The organism is Candidatus Electronema sp. JC (genome assembly GCF_048287365.2).
GTDB lineage: Bacteria > Desulfobacterota > Desulfobulbia > Desulfobulbales > Desulfobulbaceae > Electronema.
The window spans coordinates 1-20,058 of sequence record NZ_JBLWEM020000058.1; the positions used below are offsets into that span (position 1 = coordinate 1).

The window sequence follows — 20,058 nt, forward strand, 5'->3', positions numbered from 1 at the left end:
AACCATTTTTAACAACAGCTGAAGAGCCGCATTTTGGACATTGCATGACTTTTTTCCCCATCGTTGATTTTTTTTATCGAACGGCTTCCGGCGGACAATCCCTCCTTTGAAAGCCAAGCGGTGAAGGCGTACCCGAAAGTCTGCTTTTCGCTATTATATTGTTTTTAATGATAAATTCAATATATTTTTCAGGTGCGACCCGCCTTGTCACTCATAAATCACCATTACCGCAATCTTGGACACGAGCAGAAAGGCCGCCGTCCAGCCTTGGTTGTCAGCAACAAGGTGTTCGACAACGCGACTGGGCTTGCCATTGTCTGCCCAGTCACTAACACCGATCGCGGCATTCCAAGTGCCATATCCGGCAACGCCACCGCGCAATATTTAGCCCAGCGGCGTAAAAAGAAAAACACCGCATTTTTCCGCCGCCTTGATCAGGGCCGCATCTAACGTGGCCAGCGGCAGTCCTTTGCGCATGGCCAAATCCAGATAGGAGGCATCATAGGAGGAAAGCTGCTGTTCCCGCGCCAAGGCCATGATTTCTCCGGTCATTCTTTGCGGTGCTTCCTGAATGACCTCAAGGGGAAGCTCGCGGAGCAACTCCAAAAAACGGATACTGTCCGCCTTGCCGAGCCGCTTCTTCCGTTCGGCAACCAGTAAGACATTTGCGACCTCCAGCGGCCAGACAGCCGGAACTGCGGCGGTCTGCGTTTCCAGCGCGGTCAACACCCGGTCCGCATAGCCGCTGTTCTCATCGGCGAAACACCACGACATGACCACGGAATTATCCACGACAAAATCAGCCATCACCGCCTGCCTTCGTCAATCATTTCGCGGATGGAAAGGCCATCGAGCTTGTGCCTGCGCCGAAACTCCCGCAGTTCGGCGATGACCTTCTGAGCAGGCTTGCGGCTTGCCGCTTCAGGCTCAGGCGGCTGGAGCGATGCCACCGGCACGCCGTGCTTGGTAATGATGATTTTTTCTCCCCGGCTGACGCGGTTGAGCAGTCTCGGCAGATAAGTTTTTGCTTCGTAAGCACCGATAGTTTCCATGATTTCTCCTTGCATGTTTAAGTTCAGACCAGCTCAAGACTAGTTTATCTTTTCTGTGGGTGCTTGTCAACTGATGCCGCCTGCCGCATCCTGCGTAAAGTTTCATCATCATCGCTGTTTACTTCAGCCGCCGACAGAGGTATTTTTATTTCGTTTCCCGGCGTTGCGCAGCAGGACAGCGAGATAACTCAACCGAGGCGGCTCTCATGAATATTTTCACCGCAGCAGTAACTGGTCTCACGATTGTGATCAAAAAGATCGGGATTGGCTTCAAGGCTGTCATGACCGGCCTGAAAATAGCGATCATCTCGGTGATTAATTTCATTGCCAGTGTGATCACAGCCATTTTCAACGCAATTGTCTCGGCCATCAAATGGGTTGTGACGCAGATTGTCAATCTCATCAACTGGCTTTTCAGGACGTATTTGCGGCTTGAAGCGGGCTGTGTGCCGCCAGTGCAGAAATTCGTTGGCTTGATGATCAGACTGCGCTGGGGATTTGTTATCTTATCCGGCTTGTATGCGGTTTATCAATATTTCGGCATCACTGCTCTGCTGGTGGCAATAGCTGTTTGCGTGGTTTTAGTCGTAATCGGTTATTCGGAAGCGGAAAAGGAAGAAGAGGAATGGAATGTTACTCTCGACAAGTTCAATAAGATAATTGCAACGTATCTAAAGTATTTAATACGATTAGGGATAATGATTTTTTCTGTATGTTCGCTTCACGCGATATTTAACAATAAAATTTTAACAATTTCAGCGGCGATCGTGTCGATTGCCGTCATTTTTTATGCTATATTATCTGACAAGAAAGAAGATGAAAAAGTCATTGGATTCATCAAAAGAAATAACGACACTCCTCTGTCTGAGAAGCGACAGGGAATCGATATAGTTTCATTGCTTTACACGATATTCTGGCTGGTATGGGCAGTTTTATTCTTAATTGGTGTAACTTCCTATTACAAACAAATTTAGAACTTGCATCGACAAAATATTTTCTCTTTCAACAAGAGACCTCAATGCACATATCTCCCAACATCCCTTCCGGCCCGCTCCCTGAAAAATGGGACAACTGTCGCTTCAGCAGCAAGTTAGTCAGCCCGGCCAACCGCCGCAAGTATGAAATCATTGTCGTCGGCACTGGTTTGGCTGGTGCTTCCGCCGCCGCCACGCTGGGCGAGCTGGGCTACAGCGTCAAAGCCTTCTGCCTGCAAGACAGCCCGCGCCGCGCCCACTCCATCGCCGCGCAGGGCGGCATCAACGCGGCCAAAAATTACCAGAACGACGGCGACTCGGTGCTGCGCCTTTTCTACGACACGATCAAGGGCGGCGATTTCCGCAGCCGTGAGGCCAACGTTTACCGGCTGGCGCAGGTCTCCAACGCGATCATAGACCACTGCGTGGCGCAGGGCGTGCCGTTCGCCAGAGAATACGGCGGCCTGCTCGCCAACCGCTCCTTCGGCGGGGCGCAGGTCTCACGCACCTTCTACGCGCGCGGCCAGACCGGCCAGCAGCTTCTGCTCGGCGCATATTCCGCGCTGATGCGGCAGGTGGCGGCAGGCCGGATCACAGTTTTTCCGCGCCGCGAGATGATGGACTTGGCCGTGATTGACGGGCGGGCGCAGGGCATCATCGTCCGCAACCTGCTCAACGGCCAGCTCGAACGCCACGCCGCCCACGCCGTGGTGCTGGCGACCGGCGGCTACGGCAACGCCTTCTATCTTTCCACCAACGCCATGTCCGGCAATGTCACCGCGACGTGGCGGGCGCACCGGCGCGGCGCGGCCTTTGCCAATCCCTGCTTTGTCCAGATTCACCCCACCTGCATTCCAGTGCATGGCGAATATCAGAGCAAACTCACGCTGATGAGCGAAAGCCTGCGCAACGACGGGCGGGTCTGGGTGCCGAAAATGGCAGGCGACCGCCGCCAGCCTGCGGATATCCCGGAGGCGGAGCGCGATTATTATTTGGAGCGCAAATACCCGCGCTTCGGCAATTTGGTGCCGCGTGACGTGGCCTCGCGCAACGCCAAGGAGGTCTGCGATCAGGGCTTGGGCGTGAGCGAGACTGGCAAGGCGGTGTATCTCGATTTTGCCGAGGCAGTCCGCCGCGACGGACTGCCCGCCATCCTGCGCAAATACGGCAATCTTTTCCAGATGTACGAAAAAATTACCGCCAGCGACCCGGCCAAGGCACCGATGCAGATTTACCCAGCGGTGCATTACGCGATGGGCGGCCTCTGGGTGGATTATCACCTGCAATCCACGCTGCCGGGCCTCTTCGTCATCGGCGAGGCCAATTTTTCCGACCACGGCGCGAACCGGCTCGGCGCGAGCGCGCTCATGCAGGGCTTGGCCGACGGCTATTTCATCCTGCCCGCGACCATCAGCAATTACTTGGCGCAGGCCGGAACTGACCGCGCCACCGCCGAGCATCCCGCCTTTGCCGAAGCCGAGGAAGAGGTCGGCGCACGCATCGCCCGGCTGCTGCGCAACCGCGACTATAAGAAAGCCGGAGTGCAAACAGCGGATCAGTTTCACCGCAGGCTCGGCGCGCTGCTCTGGGATCACTGCGACATGGCCAGGAACAAGGCAGGGCTGCTCAAGGCGTTGGCGGAGATTCCGCAAATCCGGGAGGAGTTCTGGCAGCATGTTTACGTGCCCGGCAGCGGTGAGGATTTGAACCAGTCGCTGGAGCGGGCCGGGCGCGTGGCGGATTTCCTTGAATTTGCCGAAACGATGGTTTTAGATGCCTTGGAGCGCGAGGAATCCTGCGGCTGCCATCTGCGCGAGGAAAGCCAGACCGAAGACGGCGAGGCGTTGCGCGATGATGCGAATTTCTCTCACGTGGCGGTTTGGGAATATCAGGGCGAAGGGAAACGGCCAGCTTTGCACAAAGAACCGCTGCGGTTTGAGGCGGTGGATGTGGTGCAGAGGAGTTATAAGTAAAATTTTAGTTTTTATTTGGAGGAATACATCATGGCTGAATTGATTAAATGCTTTGAATGCGGGGCGGAGGTTAGTTCTGAAGCGAGGAAATGCCCAAGATGCAGTACTCATGCATGTGGATATCGCTGTAGAATCTGTGGAAAAGCAGAGGAAACGTTCGTTCTTGTAAAATATAATTACAAAGATTACGGGAAAGATTCTGATGGATATAGCCATGTATACACAGCTAACGGATTAGCTCATCCAGAATGTTTACGGAAGGTTGGCGAAGAATATTCAAATAATTGCAAACCATTTTCATACACATGTCACTTATGTGGATATCATTACGATTATATTCCAGTAAGGGATTCTTGTAGAGGATGTGGGCATAAAATATTTCGCATGACATATCCATTATACATACCACCACATGGAAATATTCAATATCTCTGCTATAGATGCATGTTACCTTTAATTCCTGTTAATGCAAAAAATATTAAATTAGAATTATATAACCATGATGATAGATTATTCTATATGTTACACTATAAGTCTAAACACCTTGGCGACACTAGTATCTATTCTGTTTTTCTACATAACACATGTTACAAAAACGGACAAAAAGAATATGACAGGATGAACTATAAAAAGAAAAATGATTGTTTCTTATCAACCGCCCTCTACGGCGAAGATTCCTCTAAGGTGCGGATGCTCTGCTTCTTCCGGGATGAGTATCTTTCAGCAAGCAGCTTGGGCCGCGCTTTCATCGCCTTGTATGTGCGCTTTTCTCCTGCCCTTGCGCGGGCAATCGCAAAGAAATCCCTGCTGCGCACCCTCGTCCGCTATTGCATCGTTGCCCCAGCCCTGCTGTTCACGGAAAAGTTTCTTGCGTATGCCGGGCGCAAGGAGAAACTGAAGCAATGGCGGCTCCCTTGACAGGGCAGAGGTGCTGGCATATCCTTCAGCATATCATGCTGTCACGATGAACCATCATTTCATGCAGACAGAACGACGTGTCCGACTGTTCCGCAATGGACTCAGCCAAGCTGTTCGCATTCCGCGTGAATTTTAGCTGCAAGGCACTGAGGCCGTCATGCGCAGGGAGGGAAGCAGGATCATCATTGAGCCGGTTGCAACCAGCGGCCTTGCTGGCCCTTCCTCAATCAAAGACCTCGCGGAAAAAGGCATCCTTGTCCAAGCTCTCCTGCCAGTGTCGATGCCGCGTCACCGAATCCTGCCTTTCCTTCTGTGGTAAAGCAAAAAAGCGAAATGCCTCAACCTCGCCGAGCTTCTCAAACAACAGCTCGGCAGCTTGTTTGATCAATCCCTCATCACTCAGAATGCAAATCCTCCTTCATGATGAACTCCGCCGGATTGACGACAAGCAGCCTCAACTGCTCTCTTCTTTAGCAGCTTGTCGTCGCAGGTGATAAAGACATCTGCTGTTGCTTCAGCATACGCGAGATGGGCCGCGTCTGCCAGACCAAAGCCCTGCTGATGCAGATATTCCGCCCGACTGCGCAGCCCGCTGCTGTCCGCCTGCATTGCTCCGTTGAATCGCGCCAGCAAAGCCAGCACCTCGATGCGCTCACAGAAGTCGGCAATGGCGGACACTTCAGCAAGATGCACACGGGACACCACCGCTTGATAGGTGCCGTCATGGATTTTGCTCAGAATCAGGTGCAGAGCATTGGTCTTAAGACGGATGCGCGCATGATATGTTTTGGTCGTCATACGGACGGCAGATGACGCAGACATCAAGATACAATCGGGTGGGCTGGGAGTTTGAAGGCATGTCGCTGTTCTCGTGCTCGCCCCTCAATACTTCCCATCCGCATACGCCAGCCAGCCGCCTGCGGCCACCAGCTCTTTGTCAAAGGCGTTCATGGAGAAGCCGCATTCGAGCCTGCCGCATTGGCCGCTCTCGGCCAGCACTTTGTCGGCTTGCAGATCAACGCTGATCTTCACGCCGCTGCTGTTGCCGACCAAAGAGAAGAGCCGGTCGATGTCCGCTTTTGCCAGCTCGACCGCGAGGATGCCGCAGTTGAACATGTTCTGGCGGAAGATGCGGGCGAAGCTCTCGCCGATCACCACGTTGATGCCGTTGACTTCCAAGGCCCAGACCGCGTGCTCGCGGGACGAGCCGCAGCCGAAGTTGGAGCGCGTCACCAGCACTTCCGCCTGCTGGAACGCCGGGTTCTTGGTGTCAAACTCTTTGCCGTCGAGGATGAGGTCTTCCAGCAGATGCGGCTGGAGGGCGCGCTTGGTGATCTCGGTCAGGTACTTGGCCGGGATGATCTCGTCGGTGTTGATGTCGCTGCGGTCAATAAAGTAGGCGGAACCGCCGAACTGCTTCATAGTTTCGTTCTCCTGCGGATGATCAGTTGAGGAATTGGGCCGGGTCGGTGATCTGGCCGGTCACAGCAGCAGCGGCGGCGGACAGCGGACTCATCAGATGCACCATGCCGCCCTTGCCCATGCGCCCGTTAAAGTTGCGGTTGGTGGTCGAGGCGCAGGATTCGCCCTCGGCCAGCACGCCGCTGCTCATGCCGAGACAGGCTCCGCAGGTGGGATTGAGCACGCAGAAGCCCGCGTCCATGAAGACCTTGATCAGCCCTTCGTCCAATGCCTGCGAGTAGATGGCGGGCGTGGCGGGTGTGAGGATGCCGCGCACCGTGTCGGCAATCGTCCGGCCACGGAGCACAGAGGCGGCGGCCCGAATGTCTTCAATCCTGCCATTCGTGCAGGAGCCGATATAGACCTGATCAATCTTGGTCCCGGCCAGCTCGGCAATGTCTTTCACCTGATCAGGCTTGTATCCGTGCGTGACCTGCGGCTTGAGGTCGGACACATCAAGCGTCAGCGTCTTGGCATAGACTGCGCCGGGGTCGGACTGCCAGCGGCCAAAGTCCTCGACAGCCGCCTCCAGCGAGGCATAGTCGTCCTTGATAAAGGGCCAGAGGTATTCCGCCGTGGTGCGGTCGGGCAGACATATCCCGGAGGTCGCCCCGGCCTCAACCGCCATGTTGCAGAGCGTCATGCGGGCGGACATGTCCATTCCCTTGACCACCGGGCCGCAGAACTCCATGACCATGTCTGTGGCCCCGTTGACCGTGACCTGCTTGATGATGTTGAGGATCACGTCCTTGGCATACACGCCTTTGGGCATCGTGCCGGTGATCTCAACCTTCATGGTCTCCGGCTTGCGGAAGGCGCACACGCCTTTCAAGATGCCGACTTCCAGATCCGTGGTGCCCACGCCAGCGGCAAAGGCTCCGAAGGCTCCGTGCGTGCAGGTGTGTGAATCGCCCATAATGACCGTATTTCCAGGGCGGATAAAGCCTTTCTCCGGGAAGAGCGCATGGCATACGCCGTTGCGGCCCACGTCAAAGAAATCCTTGATGCCGTGCCGACGCGCCCAGTCGCGCATGATCTTGGCCTGCATCGCGGTCTTGGAGTCCTTGGCAGGCGTGACATGATCAATGACCGCCTTGATCTTCGTCGGATCAAAGACACGATCTTTCCCCTTCTCCATCAAATCCATGATGGCTATCGGCGTGGTGATCTCGTGGCACATCACCACGTCGATGCCCAGCACCATGCTGCCCGGCGCTGGCGTGTCGCGCAGGTGGGCAGCGAATATCTTCTCTGCGATGGTTTGACCCATTATTTTCTCTCCTTACAATGAGTTGAATGCAATTGCTGAAATCAGGGCTTCCGCACTTTTTTAGCATTGCAGATGGCATCTTCCAGCTTGCTGAGCATTTTCGCATCCAGACCTGTGAAAACCTGCGTGGTCGCTGCTGTGCTGACGGTCAGAATGATGCGGCATGGCTTCTTGTCATGAACAATGACAAAATATGCTGCTGCGGCAATGAAAGGAAGGCTGCACAGCGGATGAAAGAGCATTATCAGGATGCAGCCGCAAAGCAGCAGAGCGCACACAGCGCAAGGCGGGCGCGCTGCCGGAGCCGGCTTTGCCGAGATAATTTTGCTGATCTCAAACTTTTCGTTTCTCACGACCAAAAATTGATCGGTGACTTGCACGCCCGCCTCGTTGAGGAAATCCATCGTCCTTCCTCCGCGCCTGAGTTCCCGGAACAGCTGCCGCTGCCATAGCCATATTACCTTTCCCGCCGAAATTTCGCAACTGCCCACTGCTGAAGGATTTCCGCAATTCTCGCTGCGGCATGGCCGTCGCCGTAGGGATTGCTTGCCCCGCTCATCCGCCGGTATGCAGCCTCATCATCCAGCAGCCGTTCCGTCTCCCGCACAATGCGCGCCGTGTCTGTGCCGACCAGAAGAACAGTCCCGGCGGCCACAGCCTCAGGCCGCTCAGTGGTGTCACGCAGCACCAGCACCGGCTTGCCCAGCGAGGGGGCTTCCTCCTGCACTCCGCCGGAGTCTGTGAGAATCAGGCGGGCATGGCTCATGGCATAGACAAAAGGGGCGTACTCCAAGGGCGGAATGAGATGGACATTTTCTTTCCTGCTCAGGATTGAGCGCACCGGCCCTTGCACATTGGGATTGAGATGCACTGGATAGATGAAACGCAGCTGCGGGCGGCGTTCGGCCAGCAGGGCGACAGCCTCGCAGATGCGCTGAAAGCCGGAGCCGAAGTTCTCACGCCGGTGGCCGGTGATGAGGATGTAGGGCTTTTTTTCACGGATGACCGCCTCCGCGCTGCCGAACACGCTGCCCCATTCACGCTGAGAGGCGATGCGCTCCCGCACGTGCAGCAGCGCGTCAATCACTGTGTTGCCGGTGACATGCACCATGTCGGCGGCAATGCCCTCCGCGAGCAGATTGCGGCGCGCCTGCTCAGTGGGCGCGAAATGCAGCGCGGCAAGGCGGGAGGTCATGGCCCGGTTGGCTTCCTCCGGGAAAGGCGCGCAGATGTCATGCGTGCGCAGACCAGCTTCCACATGGCCAACCGGTATGCGCAGGTAGAAGGCGGCAAGGCTGCCGACAAAGCAGGTGGTGGTGTCGCCCTGCACGAGTGCCATGTCAGGCTGCTCGGCCAGCAGAACATCGCGCAGGGCAGGCAGCATCCGCGCGGTGAGGCCGAACAAGTCCTGCCCTTCCTGCATGATGTCAAGGTCATAGTCCGGGCGGATGCTGAACAGCTCCAGCGCTTGGTCCAGCATCTGCCGGTGCTGGGCAGTGACGCAGACCTTGGCGGTGAAGGCAGGGTTCGCCTGAAATGCCTGGATGACCGGAGCCATTTTGATGGCTTCCGGGCGGGTGCCGAATATGGAGAGGATCTTCATGGGCTGTGTATAACCGATGCAGCGCCAACATTCAATAAGAGGCGGCAAGCATCACTGCGGCAGACAGAGAAGCCCGCCCTGCCCTTCCTCCTTCATCGCGACAAACGAGGCGAAGTTGATCCAGCGGAAATAGATCTCCGCCCAGCTGAAGCCCGCGTTGCGCAGCAGGCTGAGGTTCTCTTCTGCTGTAAAAGGGATGAGGACGTTTTCCAACGCCTCGCGTTTAGCCGCGATCTCCAGTTCGGAATAGCCCTGCTCTCGCTTGAATTCATGATAAACATTGATGAATTTGCGGTTGAGCAGGCTGTGGCCGCTGAGAATTTTTTCGTTGAGAAAAAGCAGGCCGCCCGCAGGCAGGGCTGTGTGCAGGCGGCGGACAAAATCCTGCCGCAGCAAAGGGCGGATGAACTGCAAGGTGTAGCCGCAGAGGATCACCTCCGCTCCGGCGATCTGCTCCGCCAGCCCCGGCGCGGTGATGTCCTGCTGGCGGAATTCGATCTGCTTGCTGAACATCTCCGCCTTGCGCCGGGCTTTTGCCAGCATGGCCGGGGCCATGTCAAAGCCGATGAAGCGCAGGTTCATGTCCGGCAGCAGGCGGGACAGCTCCACCAGCGCGGAGCCGGTCGAGCAGCCGAGGTCAACGACCGTGCCGCCGGGCGTGGCCATTTGCCGGATCAGCGAGGCCGTGGTTTTGATCACCGTGCGGTAAAAGGGCACCGAGCGGTCGAGCATGTCGTCAAAGACCTCGGCCACGCGCTCGTTGAAGGAAAAATCCTCGCGCACCTCGCCGTTGCTGTATATTCTGTCGCTGCCCATCGCTGTCCTCCAAAAGGAAAAAGAAACCGGAGCAACTTGTAAAACAGCCGTGCCCTCCTGTCAAACTGAAACAACCGCCATGTCAGATTCTTCGGTGCAGCATCTCGTTTTTGTCCGGCTCCGCTGCCGCATTCAAGCGGAAACACCTCTGCGCCTGCCGGAATTCAGCGGCTCGGCTCTGCGCGGCGGCTTTGGCATGGCCTTGCGCAAAACCGCCTGCGCCCAGCCGCAGCGCAGCGTCTGCGGAGACTGCCTGCTCCGGCGGCAGTGCGTCTATTCGCTGATTTTTGAAACGCCGGTTCCTGAAAATTCCGAACTGCTGCGGCGTTGCACCGCCGCGCCGCATCCCTTCGTCCTTGAGCCGCCGGAAGACGGCCCGCAGGAGCTGCCGCCGGGCGGAGAGCTGGATTTCGGCCTGACGCTGATCGGTCGGGCGATTGACCTGCTGCCGTGGTTCCTTCTCGCCTTTGAGGAGCTGGGCCGCAGCGGCTTGGGCGGCAAAGTCGGCGGCAGGCGGGGCCGCTTCCGGCTGATCAGCGTCCGGCAGGGGGAGCGCGTCCTGTATCAGCAGGGCAAGCTGACAGCGAATCCGCTGCCGGAAGCCGCGCCGTCCGCCTTTCCGGCCTGCGGCAGCCTGCGCGTCCTCTTCCACACGCCGGCAAGGATAAAATATCAGGAGTATTTCACTGAGCGGCTGGACTTTCACATCCTCTTCCGCAGCCTGCTCCGCCGCATCTCCCTGCTCTCCTTTTTCCATTGCGGCCAGCGGCTGGACGACAGCGGCTTTGCGGATCTCATCCGCCAGGCGGAAAGCATTGTCACGGTCTCGCACGAGCTGCGCTGGCACGAGCAGGAACGCTGGTCAGGCCGTCAGAAAGCGCGGATGCAGTTTGGCGGCTTGGTCGGCGCGGCGGTGTATCAAGGCCAGCTTGCGCCGTTCCTGCCGTATCTTGCGTTGGGCGAGGCGCTGCATTGCGGCAAGGGCTGCACTTTTGGATTGGGACGGTGCAGTGTGGAATGGCTTGGTCAGCAGGAAGAAAATGCTTGCAAAAAATGAAAACCGCTGTATAAACAGGATGAAGACGGCTGCGGCACCGGCATCAGAATGCTGGCTGCTGCGGGAGGATGACGGACAGCATTTTGCAGCTTGTTTTTCTGTTATATGCTGTAAAATCATCATGTTCTGTATTTTTTAAAAAGGCGTGAAAAAGGAGGTGGATAACGGAAAACAGATAACATCTTGAGTTGTCGGAATAAATATGCGGCCAGCAGGAGGGAGGGAGGTGAAAAAAAGGTGAGAATATCTCTCAATAAGAGGGATAACGGAAAATGGGCATCAAGCCTGTTGATTTCATTGGCGAAAAAAAAGGTGCCCTCGGAAGTCATGCCCTGATGAAGAAGGGATTGAGACGCTTTAAAACTTGTTTCGTTCAAGTACTTTAAATGAGCTCGGAAGTCATGCCCTGATGAAGAAGGGATTGAGACCAGTGTTTCCTTGCCACATGCTGAACAAATATAATAGCTCCTCGGAAGTCATGCCCTGATGAAGAAGGGATTGAGACTTCTGTGATTTGTGCAGGTTTTATTGTCCCATCAAGGTAACTCGGAAGTCATGCCCTGATGAAGAAGGGATTGAGACGGGCAATCCGCCTCCTGTAGGGGCGTTTCGCGAAACGCCCCTACACCGACCCGCCTGTTCGTCCTTCCCCTGATGAAGAAGGCGATGAGCAGGGGCAATTCATGAATTGCCCCCTGTATCTTTTCCTCTCAATTAAAAGATTGAGACCTGATATTGCAGGAGGTGTTATGAGAACAACTGTTGAGCTGCCAGACACGCTTCTGCATCAAGCAATGCGGGCAACACGTGCCAAGACAAAGACAGAGGTTGTCCGGTTCGCCTTGGAAGAGTTGATTAAGAAATCCCAAGGTTCTGCTCTGAAGAAATACAAAGGCAAGATTGACTTGAATATCGATCTGGATGAGCTGCGAGGCCGCTGATGCGTGTTCTTGTTGACAGCTCTGTATGGATTGACTATTTCAGAAGCGGAGAGAACTCGCAACCGTTGGATTTTCTGCTTGATGCTGATGCCGCCGTTGTCAATGACCTGATTTTGACAGAGCTGATCCCGTTTCTGCGTCTGAGAAAACAGAATGCCGTCATCAAACTGCTTGCCAAGCTGCCAAAGTGTCCGCTGATTATTGACTGGCAGGAAATCAGAGAATTTCAATTCCAATGCCTGAAAGCTGGAATTAACGGGATTGGCAGCATAAAAACCGCAAAGCAACGAGGAAGCGCATGTCACGTCAAGAAGTGATTGGCTTGGTTAATCAACTGCCTGAAAGCCAGCTCGAAAAGGTTGCTGAATACATCAGGCAGCTTTTTCAAAGGACAAAAAATCCCTCGTCGGCATTGGACGCAGAGCAGGAGGGGCTGCTTGATCTGCTTGGCGCAACGATCAGCAGCGGACGGGGAGATTTTGCCGAACAGCATGATCATTATCTGTACGGCAAAGAGAAGTCATGAAAGGGCCTGTCTTCATGGACACCGCGTTTCTGCTGGCCGTGATTGACGCTTCAGACCGGCATCATGAGACAGCGGCAGAATGCTACCGAAAAATAGTCAGCCGGAAACTGTCTGTGCTCACCACTGACGCAGTGTTGATAGAAATCGGCAATGGCCTTTCCAAGCTGAAATGGCGGCAAGCGGCGCACCAGTGGATAACTGGCATAGAAAAAAGCAGAACCATTTTCACGGTTGTGCCTGTTGACGCTGATCTGCTTGCCAGAGCGGTGCGGCTGTATGGAGAAAGAGCGGACAAAGAATGGGGCCTGACTGACTGCATTTCCTTTGTTGTCATGAAGGAACGAAATCTGAGCGCAGCGTTGACGGTTGATCGTCATTTTGAACAGGCTGGATTCAATATTTGCATGGATATAGACATCTTGCCCTGATGAAGAAGGGATTGAGACAGTACAGTAAGGTGCGGCGACCGTACCCTGCTGCTTGAACTGAGATTGAGTATGACAGATGATTGACACAATCGCATTTCAAATCGAGTGCGTCAGCCCGACGCTCAATCTTGGCGCGGAGAAGCAGCCTGAGTATGAAATATTTCGCGCTGCTTCTTTGCGCGGCTGCTGGCGGTTCTGGGCAAGAGCCGCCATTGCCGGAATACTGGAAAAGCCTGATCCAAACACCCTGCGTCTGCTAGAAAACTCCCTCTTCGGCAGCGTTGAACCTGCCTTTCAAGCCTTTCGGATGCGGGTTGACCGCTGCAATTCTCCCACGAAAGATTCTTTCCTCATTCTCCCTCATAAACACCAAGGCAAACAGGCAGGGTTTAGTCCCGGCAGCACCGCCGAAGTGCGTATCAGTCTGCATCGGACAATCCACAATCAATGGGACGAGCCAGCGCGGAAAGCCCTGCTGGCGGCGATCTGGCTTTGGGGAAATCTTGGAGGAATTGGCACACGCTCCCGGCGCGGCTTCGGCTCGGTCGCCTTGCTCCCGGATGCGGACGGCAAGGATGCTTTTGCAGCAGCGGGCCTGCCAAAGTGCTGCGAAACCTTCGCAAGCCGCAATTCGTTAGTTGAGTGCCTTCAAGCAGGAATTGATAATTCCTTCCAGATAATTCGAGAATGGATTTCTGCGAAATACAAAACAAAGAAATCCCTTGATCAGAAACGCGGCGCAACTGAAGACATGTTTATCCTCAGCAGCTTGGCGCAGGTCTTTATTGGTGAAATGTTTCAATCGTGCAATGATCTCTTGAGAATTATAGCAGATAAAAAGGCTGTAGCTGACGAAACCGGTTCCGCTGTTCCGCACCGCCTTGCCTCACCTATGATCGTCCGTCTTCATCGCTGCGCCGAAGGCTTCATTCCTGTACTCACGTGGTCGCCAAGAGAGAAGCTGAAAATTGCAAAAGATATTGGTAACTATCAATGGCTGAATGACTTGGGCGTTAAGGAATCGCTGCTGGGAAATGGAGATTCCATTTATGCCTGAATATTGGCAATATATGCAAGAGTGGCATGGCAAAGATGTCTGCATCTTCGCCCTTTCTCTCAGCCCGGCGCAGGAGTTTATTGAGGAAGCCCGCAAAAGCCGCGACCTCCGCGCCGGAAGCCTGCTGCTCTCCTGGCTCTCCTTCACGCTGTATGAGCCGATCCTGCAACACTATCAGGAAAAAGCCTTCATTGTCCCGGCCTGCGCCGGGAATCCTTTTTTTGAGAAATGGAAAAAGAACAACGGCAGCCTTGAACTGGAGCAGCTCAAAGAACTTGCTTCTGGCGGCAACTCCATCACCAACCGGGCTGTCGGCTTGATTGAACGGGATCAGCTCTGTTTGCTCAACGAGGCGGAGGAAAACTGCCGTGCCGCGTGGAACAGCTATGCGGCATTCTGTCTTCAGGATGAAAAGCTGAACGATATGCCACGCGCTTGGCGGGAAAGATGGCAACAGCAGATGCAGGATTTTTCCGCCGCCTTTTCCAGCTATGCTGTTGCTGCGGATGCGAACCTGAATGATCTGCCCGGCAGCATTCAGAAGATTATTGACCAGATGGAGCGGCGCAAGGATTCCCGGCTGTTCAAGCAATGGCCAGGAAGCGACATGACCAAATGCACGCAATGCGGGCATCGGGATATACTTTCCGGCAAAGAGGATTCTTTTTGGAAAAATCTTCAAACCATCATCCGCGTTGAAGGCGGGCGCGAGCTGCTCTGCGCCTGCTGCCTGGCAAAGCGGATTTTCGCTTTTTGCGACATATTTCCCAGCAAAGCAGCGGCTTCAACAATGAACATTGCCGCCGCGCCGTTTTTAGAGGAGTTCAGCAAGCTGGCGCAAGAGAATTCGGAGAGTTTTCAACTTGTCATGGAATGCTGGAGTGATGATGTGCAGCAGCATGTTCCCGGTTTCCTGCGCAGCAAACCTTTCACTGATGACGCATGGCTGAAGAAGATTGCCGAGCTTGTCCTTCCCTACGAGCTGGAGGATAATTGCCGGAGAATCGTTGAAAGGGCGAATAAGAAATATTTGCATGGCCAGACAGAGGAAGACAATCTCGGCCTTTCTCCGCCTTCGCCTTATCTTGCCGTGCTGATGCTTGACGGCGACAAGATGGGGGAACATCTGAGCAGGAATCCTGATCTTTCCGATGCGCTGACCGAATTTTCTCAAGCTGTGCCCGGAATTGTCAAACGGCATCAAGGCACAGCCATTTACAGCAGCGGCGACGAGCTGCTTGCCCTGCTGCCGAAGGATGCGGCCCTTGCCGCCGCGCAAGCGGTGCGGAAAGAATTTGCTCAACGAATCCAGACAACCACATGCAGCGCGTCCATCACGTGGTTTCATTGCAAAGACCCGCTGCAACAAGCTATCAAAAATTGCCGGGAAGGGCTGATGCTGGCCAAAGACGGCTTCAAGCGGAACAGCTTGGTCTGCACTGTCCTCACCAGCTCCGCTTCAGAGCATCGCTTTGGCATTCCTTGGAACCGTGAAGGCTGCGACATGGCAGCGGCCATAGGAAATTTTGTCTGGATGCTTGGGCCGGAAGGCGGCCTGTCGAAAAATTTCCTGCATGATTTGCTGGCGGAGCTTCCTTCTTTTGTAGATGCTCCGCCTTGCCGCCTTTTCAACAGCAGCTCTGAGAAAACGATACAAGCTGAATCAGATTTGCTGCTGAACAGAATGCGCTGGCTGTGGAAACGGCACAGCCAGCAACAGACCGCCGCCCTGTGCGCTGGTGAAGACTGCTGCCAATTCCTCGCAGACATGGCCTCAAGCCTGCCCTATGTGCATAACCGGGCCGGGAATTTTGCCGCCTGTCTGCGGGCAGCCGGATTTTTGGCAAGGAGCTGAACTCCATGACCGCCGCCGAACGCTTCTGGCTTGACCTTGAACCTGCCGACACCTTGTTTTTCCGCGATCATGGCGCACGGCGGCCCGGCGTGGACAATTGGGCAGGCTCGGTTCCGCCTTCGCCGCTCACCTTGTTCGGCGCAATCGGCTCATGGCTTATTCACGGCTTAGATGTGGATTTTAAAGAATTTAAAGCAGGAAAGATTGATAATCTGCTCGGAAAATTCAATGCGGAGCTGCGGGAGCTTGATTGGAGCATTGCCGGGCCGTTTTGGGGCGAGCAAGGCACGGTGTATTTTCCTGCGCCTGCTTCGGCGTATTTCTGCGAGCCGAACAAATACGCCTGGCTGATTCCAGCGGAAGAGCGCGGCCTCTTCTCCAGCCTGCCAGCAGAACTGCGGCCTTTGGTCTTTGCGGACGGGAAGAGCATGTCCGGTAAAGAATTCAAACCTGCGCAGGGCTGGGTTTCCCGATTGCATCTGGAAGGCTTTCTGCAAAACGGAAGGCCGGAGAACTTCCGCCATCATGAAGAGGACAAATTCTCCTGCGCTGAAACACGCTTTGGCATCGGCGTGGACAAGGACTCCTTTGCCGCAGAAGACGGGATGCTCTTTGTCACGCCCCGGATGCGGGTGAGGCAGGGCAAGGTTTTTTCCGTGCAAGTCCGCTTCAAGACAGAAGATGCCCGCGCCAAGATAGAGCAGGTTCTTCAGAAAAACAACGGCATCGCCTTTTTCGGCGGCGAGCGGGGCCGGGTGAAAATCAGCTTGCGCAAAAATGAGCCGCTCATTGCCGCGCCTGATCCGGCAGAGCTGGCGCAGCAAGGCCGCTTTCTGCTCTATCTCTGCACGCCCGCGCTCTTCACCGAAGGCTGGAAACCGGCGCACTGGCCGGACTGCTTCAACGGCGCGGAACTAATCGGCGCAGCAGTGCATAAACCTTGCCGGATCAGCGGCTGGGCGCAGGGACAAGGGCCGCGCCGTCTTTATCATGCCGCGCCCGGCGGCAGCGTGTATTTCTTTGAAACCGCAGGCTGGGACGAAAGCAGATTTGTGGAACTGCTTGAGCATCATCATTTCAGCACATCAATTTCAGATTTTTACCCCTGCGCCGGATTCGGCATCACCTGCATCGGGACATGGAACAAAGGAGGCAGCCATGCTGCATAAACTGCTGTATCTGACTGCGGTCTCGCCGGTGCATAACGGCTCCGGGCAAGGCTTGGGCGCAATTGACAACCCCATCATGCGGCAGCGGGACACGAACCTGCCCATCATTCAGGGCAGCTCGATCAAAGGGGTGCTGCGGACGGAATGGGAGCCTGATTCAACTCGGAAGAGCATCCTATTTGGGCCGGAGCCAAAGACAGCATCAGACGACAATTCGGCTCATGCCGGGGCCTTGTGCGTCGGCGACGCGCAGCTTCTCTTCTTTCCGATACGCTCGCTGAGAGGGGCTTTTGTCTGGGCGACTTCGCCGCTGACTTTGGCCCTGTATCAAAAGCTGCTGATGTTTGCCGGAATAGAAATGCCGTCTCTTGATATATTGCTGAATACAATGAAAGAAAAAGAGCAGTTTCTTGTCTGTCCGAAAGGATTGAGCGAACTGAAAGCGGACAGCAAGCACATTTTTCTTGAGGAATATGGCTATGATGCGCCGAAAGAAGGAGAAGGCTGTCAAGAGCTGGAAGATTTTGCAGAAAAAATGGCCAACATCGTTTTCCCGGCAACGTATCCGCCCTTTCTGAAGGACAAATTCAAAAAGCATCTGGTTGTCCTGCCGGAAGATGACTTTCAGTATTTCATCACCTTTGCCACTGAAGTCACAGCAAACATCCGCATCGGTGATTCTGGAGCAACAACAGATGGCTCTTTGCGCTACACCGAATATCTGCTTTCTCAATCTGTCCTGTGCAGCTTGTGGAGCATTGACAAAGGCAGAGGCAGCAAGGCCAAAGATGCGAATATGGAAACAGCTGATTCAGTTTGGGCGGCGGTCGATCAGCTTGCGGAGGAAAACTGCCGGGTGCAGATCGGCGGAGATGCGACTGTTGGCAAGGGATTGATGGAGATGAAGTTCCACAAGTAGGGGCGAAAAATTTTTCGCCCCTACAGAGGGCAATAAAGGAGGATGATAAAATGCCGGTGAAAAATATCGCGCATGACAATGCGAGAGAGGCGTTTAAAAAAATAGAGGATGTTAAGCGGTGCGATGTCAAAATTCAGAAGAAATATCTTTCCTTGGTGCACGGCGCGGACACCTTTGTGCATCAATGCGGACTACTTCAGACCTTGGCCTTTTATCTTTCCAAAGATGAAAAACATCATCAGCTTCTGACAGACCAGCTATTGGAATTTATCGGTTCTGAGTATCTTCCAGACGGCAACAGGATGCAAGGGTATAAACGCCTGATTGGAAAAGAAGACAGTCAATTGATGACTGACACTGCCAGAATTCGCAAGTATCTCCTCTGGCTGAAACGCTATGCAGAGGCAATGCTGGATGAAGAAAAGCAGAACAACAGAGGCGGAGAAAATGAAGAAAACAGAAATTCCAGGCAGCCGGAGAGTCAGGCATCTTAATATTCAAAAAATTCCTGATGCAGAGATAAATCCGAGCTTGTTCTATGGCAAGTTTGCCGCGTGGAAGCCGTATGAGCAAAAGGACTCCGACAAAACAGATCATGTTGCGCAGCTCATCAAACAAGGCTGCTGGTGCGATCCGAAGAATCTGGCGGATTATCTTCATTCTGGCGCAAAAACCTTTACAATGCAGACTGAAACCAAGCTGCTGATTGGCCGGGGCACGCCGTCCGTGTTTGAGCAGGGCATCAGTCTGCATCCGCTTTTCGGCCTGCCGTTTCTGCCCGGCTCGGCAATCAAAGGCGTGACAGCGCATTGGGCGGCGGCAAACGGCGAGGATGCGGAATTGCGCGAGCAAATCTTCGGGCCGCCTCCGCCAGATGACAAAGAAAGCGAGCTGTCTCAAGGCAAGGTGGTTTTTCTGGATGCTGTTCCTCTTGCGCAGAAATGCTTGGAAAAGGATGTGCTGGCTCCGCATTATCAGAACTATTACGGTGATAAAAAGAATTCGATTTGGCCGTCAGACAAAGAAGGGCCGAATGTTTTTTTTCTGCCTGCGGTGAAACGGGACATCACGTTTCAATTTGCTGTGCAGCTTGCGGCGGCGGCCAAGGTGGAAGAACAGCTTCTGGACAAGGCGCAGGAATGGATTCAATCCGCCTTGCAGGAATTCGGTATCGGTTCTAAGACTGGGAGCAATTATGGGTATTTTCTATTAGGTGAATAAAATGGATTTAAACGATGTAATGGACAATATTATTGTTTCAACAAGTTATGATGTAGCTAAATTTTTCGTCAGCTACATTTTAGCAAAAATCGTCTGGGGAAAATGGCTCGACTGGCGCTGGGGCGGCTGGAAGCTCATCGTTAAAAGAGGAGAGCATGGCTTGGCGGAAAGAGAAATGAGTTCAGAATGCGGCAAAAGAACACAAAATGACAAAAATGAATTTTCCGTGTATGTCAAAGGAGTCGTTTCGCCGTATGAGTTTATCAATATAGATATTTGCTCAGATAAAGCGGAGGAAATAGGTCTTGTTCACCGCCCTTCATTAGGCCGCCTTGATCTCCCTCGCAATCAGCGCGTCATCACCATTGATTTATCGAAAAATCCGGCGAAACCGAGCGGGCAACGAAGTCCTTTATAGGTCAGAAAATATTTCTGAGGACAACCTGCGGCGGCTGAAATTAGCCAAGACTCTGCTGGATTTTGGCGGGCGGGTGCAGTTTTCAGTGTTTGAAGCCCGTCTTGACCGGGAGCTGCTGGAAAAACTTGTGGACAGGCTTGAAAAAATAGTTGATAAAACTGAAGACAGTGTTAAGATTTATCCGTTGTGCGGAAGCTGTGAGGCTGGAGTGAGAATGATAGGCCAGGAACGGCGGCTGAGGGAGGAAGATGTGTATATTCTGTAGACTGTTTTTTGTATTATGCTGTAAAATCATTATGTTCTGTATTTTTTCAAACGGCCTGAAAAAGGAGGTGGATAACGGGAACCGGATAACATCTTGATTTGTCGGAATAAATATGCGGCCAGCAGGCGGAAAGGA

25 protein-coding genes and 2 pseudogenes are annotated in these 20,058 nt (G+C 54.1%); 19 read left to right on the forward strand and 8 right to left on the reverse strand.

What is annotated here, in order from left to right:
• Nucleotides 1-183 precede the first annotated feature (183 nt).
• Nucleotides 184-351, forward strand: a pseudogene (locus ACNKH3_RS09540) (type II toxin-antitoxin system PemK/MazF family toxin); the annotation flags it as partial.
• Between the two features lie 33 nt (nucleotides 352-384).
• On the opposite strand, the gene ACNKH3_RS09545 reads toward ACNKH3_RS09540, so the two are convergent.
• Together ACNKH3_RS09545 and ACNKH3_RS09550 are read right to left on the reverse strand one after the other, a co-directional pair.
• The gene (locus ACNKH3_RS09545) at nucleotides 385-807 is read right to left on the reverse strand and encodes a type II toxin-antitoxin system VapC family toxin (protein ID WP_420209056.1); all 423 of its coding nucleotides are present in this window, start codon (nucleotides 805-807) and stop codon (nucleotides 385-387) included.
• Nucleotides 807-1,052, reverse strand: a complete 246-nt coding sequence (locus tag ACNKH3_RS09550; protein WP_420209057.1) for a type II toxin-antitoxin system Phd/YefM family antitoxin — start codon at nucleotides 1,050-1,052, stop codon at nucleotides 807-809. Before ACNKH3_RS09550 ends, ACNKH3_RS09545 begins: the two co-directional genes overlap by 1 nt.
• 206 nt (nucleotides 1,053-1,258) lie before the next feature.
• Here ACNKH3_RS09550 and ACNKH3_RS09555 point away from each other — a divergent pair, with 206 nt between their 5' ends.
• The 4 genes and pseudogenes from ACNKH3_RS09555 to ACNKH3_RS09570 all read left to right on the forward strand — a co-directional run.
• Complete coding sequence (locus ACNKH3_RS09555) at nucleotides 1,259-2,026, forward strand: hypothetical protein (RefSeq protein WP_420209058.1); 768 nt, start codon at nucleotides 1,259-1,261, stop codon at nucleotides 2,024-2,026.
• Between the two features lie 44 nt (nucleotides 2,027-2,070).
• The gene (locus ACNKH3_RS09560) at nucleotides 2,071-3,999 is read left to right on the forward strand and encodes a fumarate reductase/succinate dehydrogenase flavoprotein subunit (RefSeq protein WP_420209059.1); all 1,929 of its coding nucleotides are present in this window, start codon (nucleotides 2,071-2,073) and stop codon (nucleotides 3,997-3,999) included.
• Between the two features lie 30 nt (nucleotides 4,000-4,029).
• A complete protein-coding gene (locus tag ACNKH3_RS09565) occupies nucleotides 4,030-4,917 on the forward strand; it encodes a CFI-box-CTERM domain-containing protein (protein ID WP_420209060.1) in 888 nt (295 codons plus the stop codon).
• 61 nt (nucleotides 4,918-4,978) lie between these two features.
• Nucleotides 4,979-5,128: pseudogene (locus tag ACNKH3_RS09570) on the forward strand (antitoxin); the annotation flags it as partial.
• A 12-nt stretch (nucleotides 5,129-5,140) separates the two neighbouring features.
• Here the strand turns inward: ACNKH3_RS09570 and ACNKH3_RS09575 are convergent.
• The 4 genes from ACNKH3_RS09575 to ACNKH3_RS09590 form a co-directional block, all read right to left on the reverse strand.
• The gene (locus tag ACNKH3_RS09575) at nucleotides 5,141-5,305 is read right to left on the reverse strand and encodes a hypothetical protein (protein ID WP_420209078.1); all 165 of its coding nucleotides are present in this window, start codon (nucleotides 5,303-5,305) and stop codon (nucleotides 5,141-5,143) included.
• 11 nt (nucleotides 5,306-5,316) lie between these two features.
• Nucleotides 5,317-5,715: a PIN domain-containing protein gene (locus ACNKH3_RS09580; RefSeq protein ID WP_420209061.1), complete on the reverse strand. Its 399-nt coding sequence runs from the start codon at nucleotides 5,713-5,715 to the stop codon at nucleotides 5,317-5,319.
• An 84-nt stretch (nucleotides 5,716-5,799) separates the two neighbouring features.
• Nucleotides 5,800-6,339 (reverse strand): 3-isopropylmalate dehydratase small subunit, encoded by a 540-nt coding sequence (gene leuD / locus ACNKH3_RS09585; RefSeq protein ID WP_420209062.1) that lies wholly within the window; start codon nucleotides 6,337-6,339, stop codon nucleotides 5,800-5,802.
• Nucleotides 6,340-6,361: 22 nt separating this feature from the next.
• The gene (locus tag ACNKH3_RS09590) at nucleotides 6,362-7,648 is read right to left on the reverse strand and encodes a 3-isopropylmalate dehydratase large subunit (protein WP_420209063.1); all 1,287 of its coding nucleotides are present in this window, start codon (nucleotides 7,646-7,648) and stop codon (nucleotides 6,362-6,364) included.
• Between the two features lie 26 nt (nucleotides 7,649-7,674).
• Between ACNKH3_RS09590 and ACNKH3_RS09595 the strand changes: the two genes are divergently transcribed.
• Complete coding sequence (locus tag ACNKH3_RS09595; protein WP_420209064.1) at nucleotides 7,675-8,100, forward strand: hypothetical protein; 426 nt, start codon at nucleotides 7,675-7,677, stop codon at nucleotides 8,098-8,100.
• Between the two features lie 5 nt (nucleotides 8,101-8,105).
• Here ACNKH3_RS09595 and wecB read toward each other — a convergent pair whose 3' ends face one another.
• Both wecB and cmoA read right to left on the reverse strand, forming a co-directional pair.
• The gene (gene wecB / locus ACNKH3_RS09600) at nucleotides 8,106-9,251 is read right to left on the reverse strand and encodes a non-hydrolyzing UDP-N-acetylglucosamine 2-epimerase (RefSeq protein WP_417916812.1); all 1,146 of its coding nucleotides are present in this window, start codon (nucleotides 9,249-9,251) and stop codon (nucleotides 8,106-8,108) included.
• Between the two features lie 51 nt (nucleotides 9,252-9,302).
• Complete coding sequence (gene cmoA, locus ACNKH3_RS09605; protein WP_417916811.1) at nucleotides 9,303-10,067, reverse strand: carboxy-S-adenosyl-L-methionine synthase CmoA; 765 nt, start codon at nucleotides 10,065-10,067, stop codon at nucleotides 9,303-9,305.
• Between the two features lie 79 nt (nucleotides 10,068-10,146).
• Here cmoA and cas6 point away from each other — a divergent pair, with 79 nt between their 5' ends.
• From cas6 to cas2, 13 genes are all read left to right on the forward strand, one after another.
• Complete coding sequence (cas6, locus tag ACNKH3_RS09610) at nucleotides 10,147-11,124, forward strand: CRISPR system precrRNA processing endoribonuclease RAMP protein Cas6 (RefSeq protein WP_420209065.1); 978 nt, start codon at nucleotides 10,147-10,149, stop codon at nucleotides 11,122-11,124.
• Nucleotides 11,125-11,807: 683 nt separating this feature from the next.
• The gene (locus tag ACNKH3_RS09615; protein WP_420209066.1) at nucleotides 11,808-12,065 is read left to right on the forward strand and encodes a type II toxin-antitoxin system VapB family antitoxin; all 258 of its coding nucleotides are present in this window, start codon (nucleotides 11,808-11,810) and stop codon (nucleotides 12,063-12,065) included.
• Nucleotides 12,065-12,382: a PIN domain-containing protein gene (locus tag ACNKH3_RS09620; RefSeq protein WP_420209067.1), complete on the forward strand. Its 318-nt coding sequence runs from the start codon at nucleotides 12,065-12,067 to the stop codon at nucleotides 12,380-12,382. The genes ACNKH3_RS09615 and ACNKH3_RS09620 overlap by 1 nt, the downstream gene beginning before the upstream one ends.
• The gene (locus tag ACNKH3_RS09625) at nucleotides 12,364-12,591 is read left to right on the forward strand and encodes a hypothetical protein (RefSeq protein WP_420209068.1); all 228 of its coding nucleotides are present in this window, start codon (nucleotides 12,364-12,366) and stop codon (nucleotides 12,589-12,591) included. Before ACNKH3_RS09620 ends, ACNKH3_RS09625 begins: the two co-directional genes overlap by 19 nt.
• Nucleotides 12,588-13,019 (forward strand): type II toxin-antitoxin system VapC family toxin, encoded by a 432-nt coding sequence (locus ACNKH3_RS09630; RefSeq protein ID WP_420209069.1) that lies wholly within the window; start codon nucleotides 12,588-12,590, stop codon nucleotides 13,017-13,019. Before ACNKH3_RS09625 ends, ACNKH3_RS09630 begins: the two co-directional genes overlap by 4 nt.
• 76 nt (nucleotides 13,020-13,095) lie before the next feature.
• Complete coding sequence (gene cmr1 / locus ACNKH3_RS09635) at nucleotides 13,096-14,076, forward strand: type III-B CRISPR module RAMP protein Cmr1 (protein WP_420209070.1); 981 nt, start codon at nucleotides 13,096-13,098, stop codon at nucleotides 14,074-14,076.
• The gene (cas10, locus tag ACNKH3_RS09640; protein ID WP_420209071.1) at nucleotides 14,069-15,931 is read left to right on the forward strand and encodes a type III-B CRISPR-associated protein Cas10/Cmr2; all 1,863 of its coding nucleotides are present in this window, start codon (nucleotides 14,069-14,071) and stop codon (nucleotides 15,929-15,931) included. Before cmr1 ends, cas10 begins: the two co-directional genes overlap by 8 nt.
• Nucleotides 15,932-15,936: 5 nt before the next feature.
• Complete coding sequence (locus ACNKH3_RS09645; protein WP_420209072.1) at nucleotides 15,937-17,100, forward strand: type III-B CRISPR module-associated Cmr3 family protein; 1,164 nt, start codon at nucleotides 15,937-15,939, stop codon at nucleotides 17,098-17,100.
• Entirely contained in the window at nucleotides 17,090-18,019 is a 930-nt protein-coding gene (cmr4, locus tag ACNKH3_RS09650; RefSeq protein ID WP_420209073.1) for a type III-B CRISPR module RAMP protein Cmr4, read from the forward strand. The genes ACNKH3_RS09645 and cmr4 overlap by 11 nt, the downstream gene beginning before the upstream one ends.
• Nucleotides 18,020-18,069: 50 nt before the next feature.
• The gene (gene cmr5 / locus ACNKH3_RS09655) at nucleotides 18,070-18,513 is read left to right on the forward strand and encodes a type III-B CRISPR module-associated protein Cmr5 (RefSeq protein WP_420209074.1); all 444 of its coding nucleotides are present in this window, start codon (nucleotides 18,070-18,072) and stop codon (nucleotides 18,511-18,513) included.
• Nucleotides 18,467-19,240: a type III-B CRISPR module RAMP protein Cmr6 gene (gene cmr6 / locus ACNKH3_RS09660; protein ID WP_420209075.1), complete on the forward strand. Its 774-nt coding sequence runs from the start codon at nucleotides 18,467-18,469 to the stop codon at nucleotides 19,238-19,240. The genes cmr5 and cmr6 overlap by 47 nt, the downstream gene beginning before the upstream one ends.
• A gap of 1 nt (nucleotide 19,241) precedes the next feature.
• On the forward strand, nucleotides 19,242-19,658 hold the full coding sequence (locus ACNKH3_RS09665; RefSeq protein ID WP_420209076.1) for a hypothetical protein: 417 nt from the start codon (nucleotides 19,242-19,244) through the stop codon (nucleotides 19,656-19,658).
• The gene (cas2, locus tag ACNKH3_RS09670; protein ID WP_420209077.1) at nucleotides 19,606-19,923 is read left to right on the forward strand and encodes a CRISPR-associated endonuclease Cas2; all 318 of its coding nucleotides are present in this window, start codon (nucleotides 19,606-19,608) and stop codon (nucleotides 19,921-19,923) included. Before ACNKH3_RS09665 ends, cas2 begins: the two co-directional genes overlap by 53 nt.
• Nucleotides 19,924-20,058: the final 135 nt, after the last annotated feature.

Excerpts from the sequence above, each read along its gene's own strand:
- ACNKH3_RS09620 (WP_420209067.1), top strand. The coding sequence starts at position 12,065 with ATGCGTGTTCTTGTTGACAGCTCTGTATGGATTGACTATTTCAGAAGC.
- ACNKH3_RS09665 (WP_420209076.1), top strand. The coding sequence starts at position 19,242 with ATGGATTTAAACGATGTAATGGACAATATTATTGTTTCAACAAGTTAT.
- cmr5 (WP_420209074.1), top strand. The coding sequence starts at position 18,070 with ATGCCGGTGAAAAATATCGCGCATGACAATGCGAGAGAGGCGTTTAAA.
- ACNKH3_RS09555 (WP_420209058.1), top strand. The coding sequence starts at position 1,259 with ATGAATATTTTCACCGCAGCAGTAACTGGTCTCACGATTGTGATCAAA.
- ACNKH3_RS09630 (WP_420209069.1), top strand. The coding sequence starts at position 12,588 with ATGAAAGGGCCTGTCTTCATGGACACCGCGTTTCTGCTGGCCGTGATT.
- ACNKH3_RS09565 (WP_420209060.1), top strand. The coding sequence starts at position 4,030 with ATGGCTGAATTGATTAAATGCTTTGAATGCGGGGCGGAGGTTAGTTCT.
- cas6 (WP_420209065.1), top strand. The coding sequence starts at position 10,147 with ATGTCAGATTCTTCGGTGCAGCATCTCGTTTTTGTCCGGCTCCGCTGC.
- ACNKH3_RS09595 (WP_420209064.1), top strand. The coding sequence starts at position 7,675 with ATGCAATTGCTGAAATCAGGGCTTCCGCACTTTTTTAGCATTGCAGAT.
- cmr6 (WP_420209075.1), top strand. The coding sequence starts at position 18,467 with ATGAAGAAAACAGAAATTCCAGGCAGCCGGAGAGTCAGGCATCTTAAT.
- cas10 (WP_420209071.1), top strand. The coding sequence starts at position 14,069 with ATGCCTGAATATTGGCAATATATGCAAGAGTGGCATGGCAAAGATGTC.
- ACNKH3_RS09590 (WP_420209063.1), bottom strand. The coding sequence starts at position 7,648 with ATGGGTCAAACCATCGCAGAGAAGATATTCGCTGCCCACCTGCGCGAC.
- ACNKH3_RS09560 (WP_420209059.1), top strand. The coding sequence starts at position 2,071 with ATGCACATATCTCCCAACATCCCTTCCGGCCCGCTCCCTGAAAAATGG.
- ACNKH3_RS09615 (WP_420209066.1), top strand. The coding sequence starts at position 11,808 with ATGAATTGCCCCCTGTATCTTTTCCTCTCAATTAAAAGATTGAGACCT.
- cmoA (WP_417916811.1), bottom strand. The coding sequence starts at position 10,067 with ATGGGCAGCGACAGAATATACAGCAACGGCGAGGTGCGCGAGGATTTT.
- leuD (WP_420209062.1), bottom strand. The coding sequence starts at position 6,339 with ATGAAGCAGTTCGGCGGTTCCGCCTACTTTATTGACCGCAGCGACATC.
- ACNKH3_RS09550 (WP_420209057.1), bottom strand. The coding sequence starts at position 1,052 with ATGGAAACTATCGGTGCTTACGAAGCAAAAACTTATCTGCCGAGACTG.
- ACNKH3_RS09625 (WP_420209068.1), top strand. The coding sequence starts at position 12,364 with ATGTCACGTCAAGAAGTGATTGGCTTGGTTAATCAACTGCCTGAAAGC.
- ACNKH3_RS09545 (WP_420209056.1), bottom strand. The coding sequence starts at position 807 with ATGGCTGATTTTGTCGTGGATAATTCCGTGGTCATGTCGTGGTGTTTC.
- cmr1 (WP_420209070.1), top strand. The coding sequence starts at position 13,096 with ATGATTGACACAATCGCATTTCAAATCGAGTGCGTCAGCCCGACGCTC.
- cmr4 (WP_420209073.1), top strand. The coding sequence starts at position 17,090 with ATGCTGCATAAACTGCTGTATCTGACTGCGGTCTCGCCGGTGCATAAC.
- wecB (WP_417916812.1), bottom strand. The coding sequence starts at position 9,251 with ATGAAGATCCTCTCCATATTCGGCACCCGCCCGGAAGCCATCAAAATG.
- ACNKH3_RS09580 (WP_420209061.1), bottom strand. The coding sequence starts at position 5,715 with ATGACGACCAAAACATATCATGCGCGCATCCGTCTTAAGACCAATGCT.
- ACNKH3_RS09645 (WP_420209072.1), top strand. The coding sequence starts at position 15,937 with ATGACCGCCGCCGAACGCTTCTGGCTTGACCTTGAACCTGCCGACACC.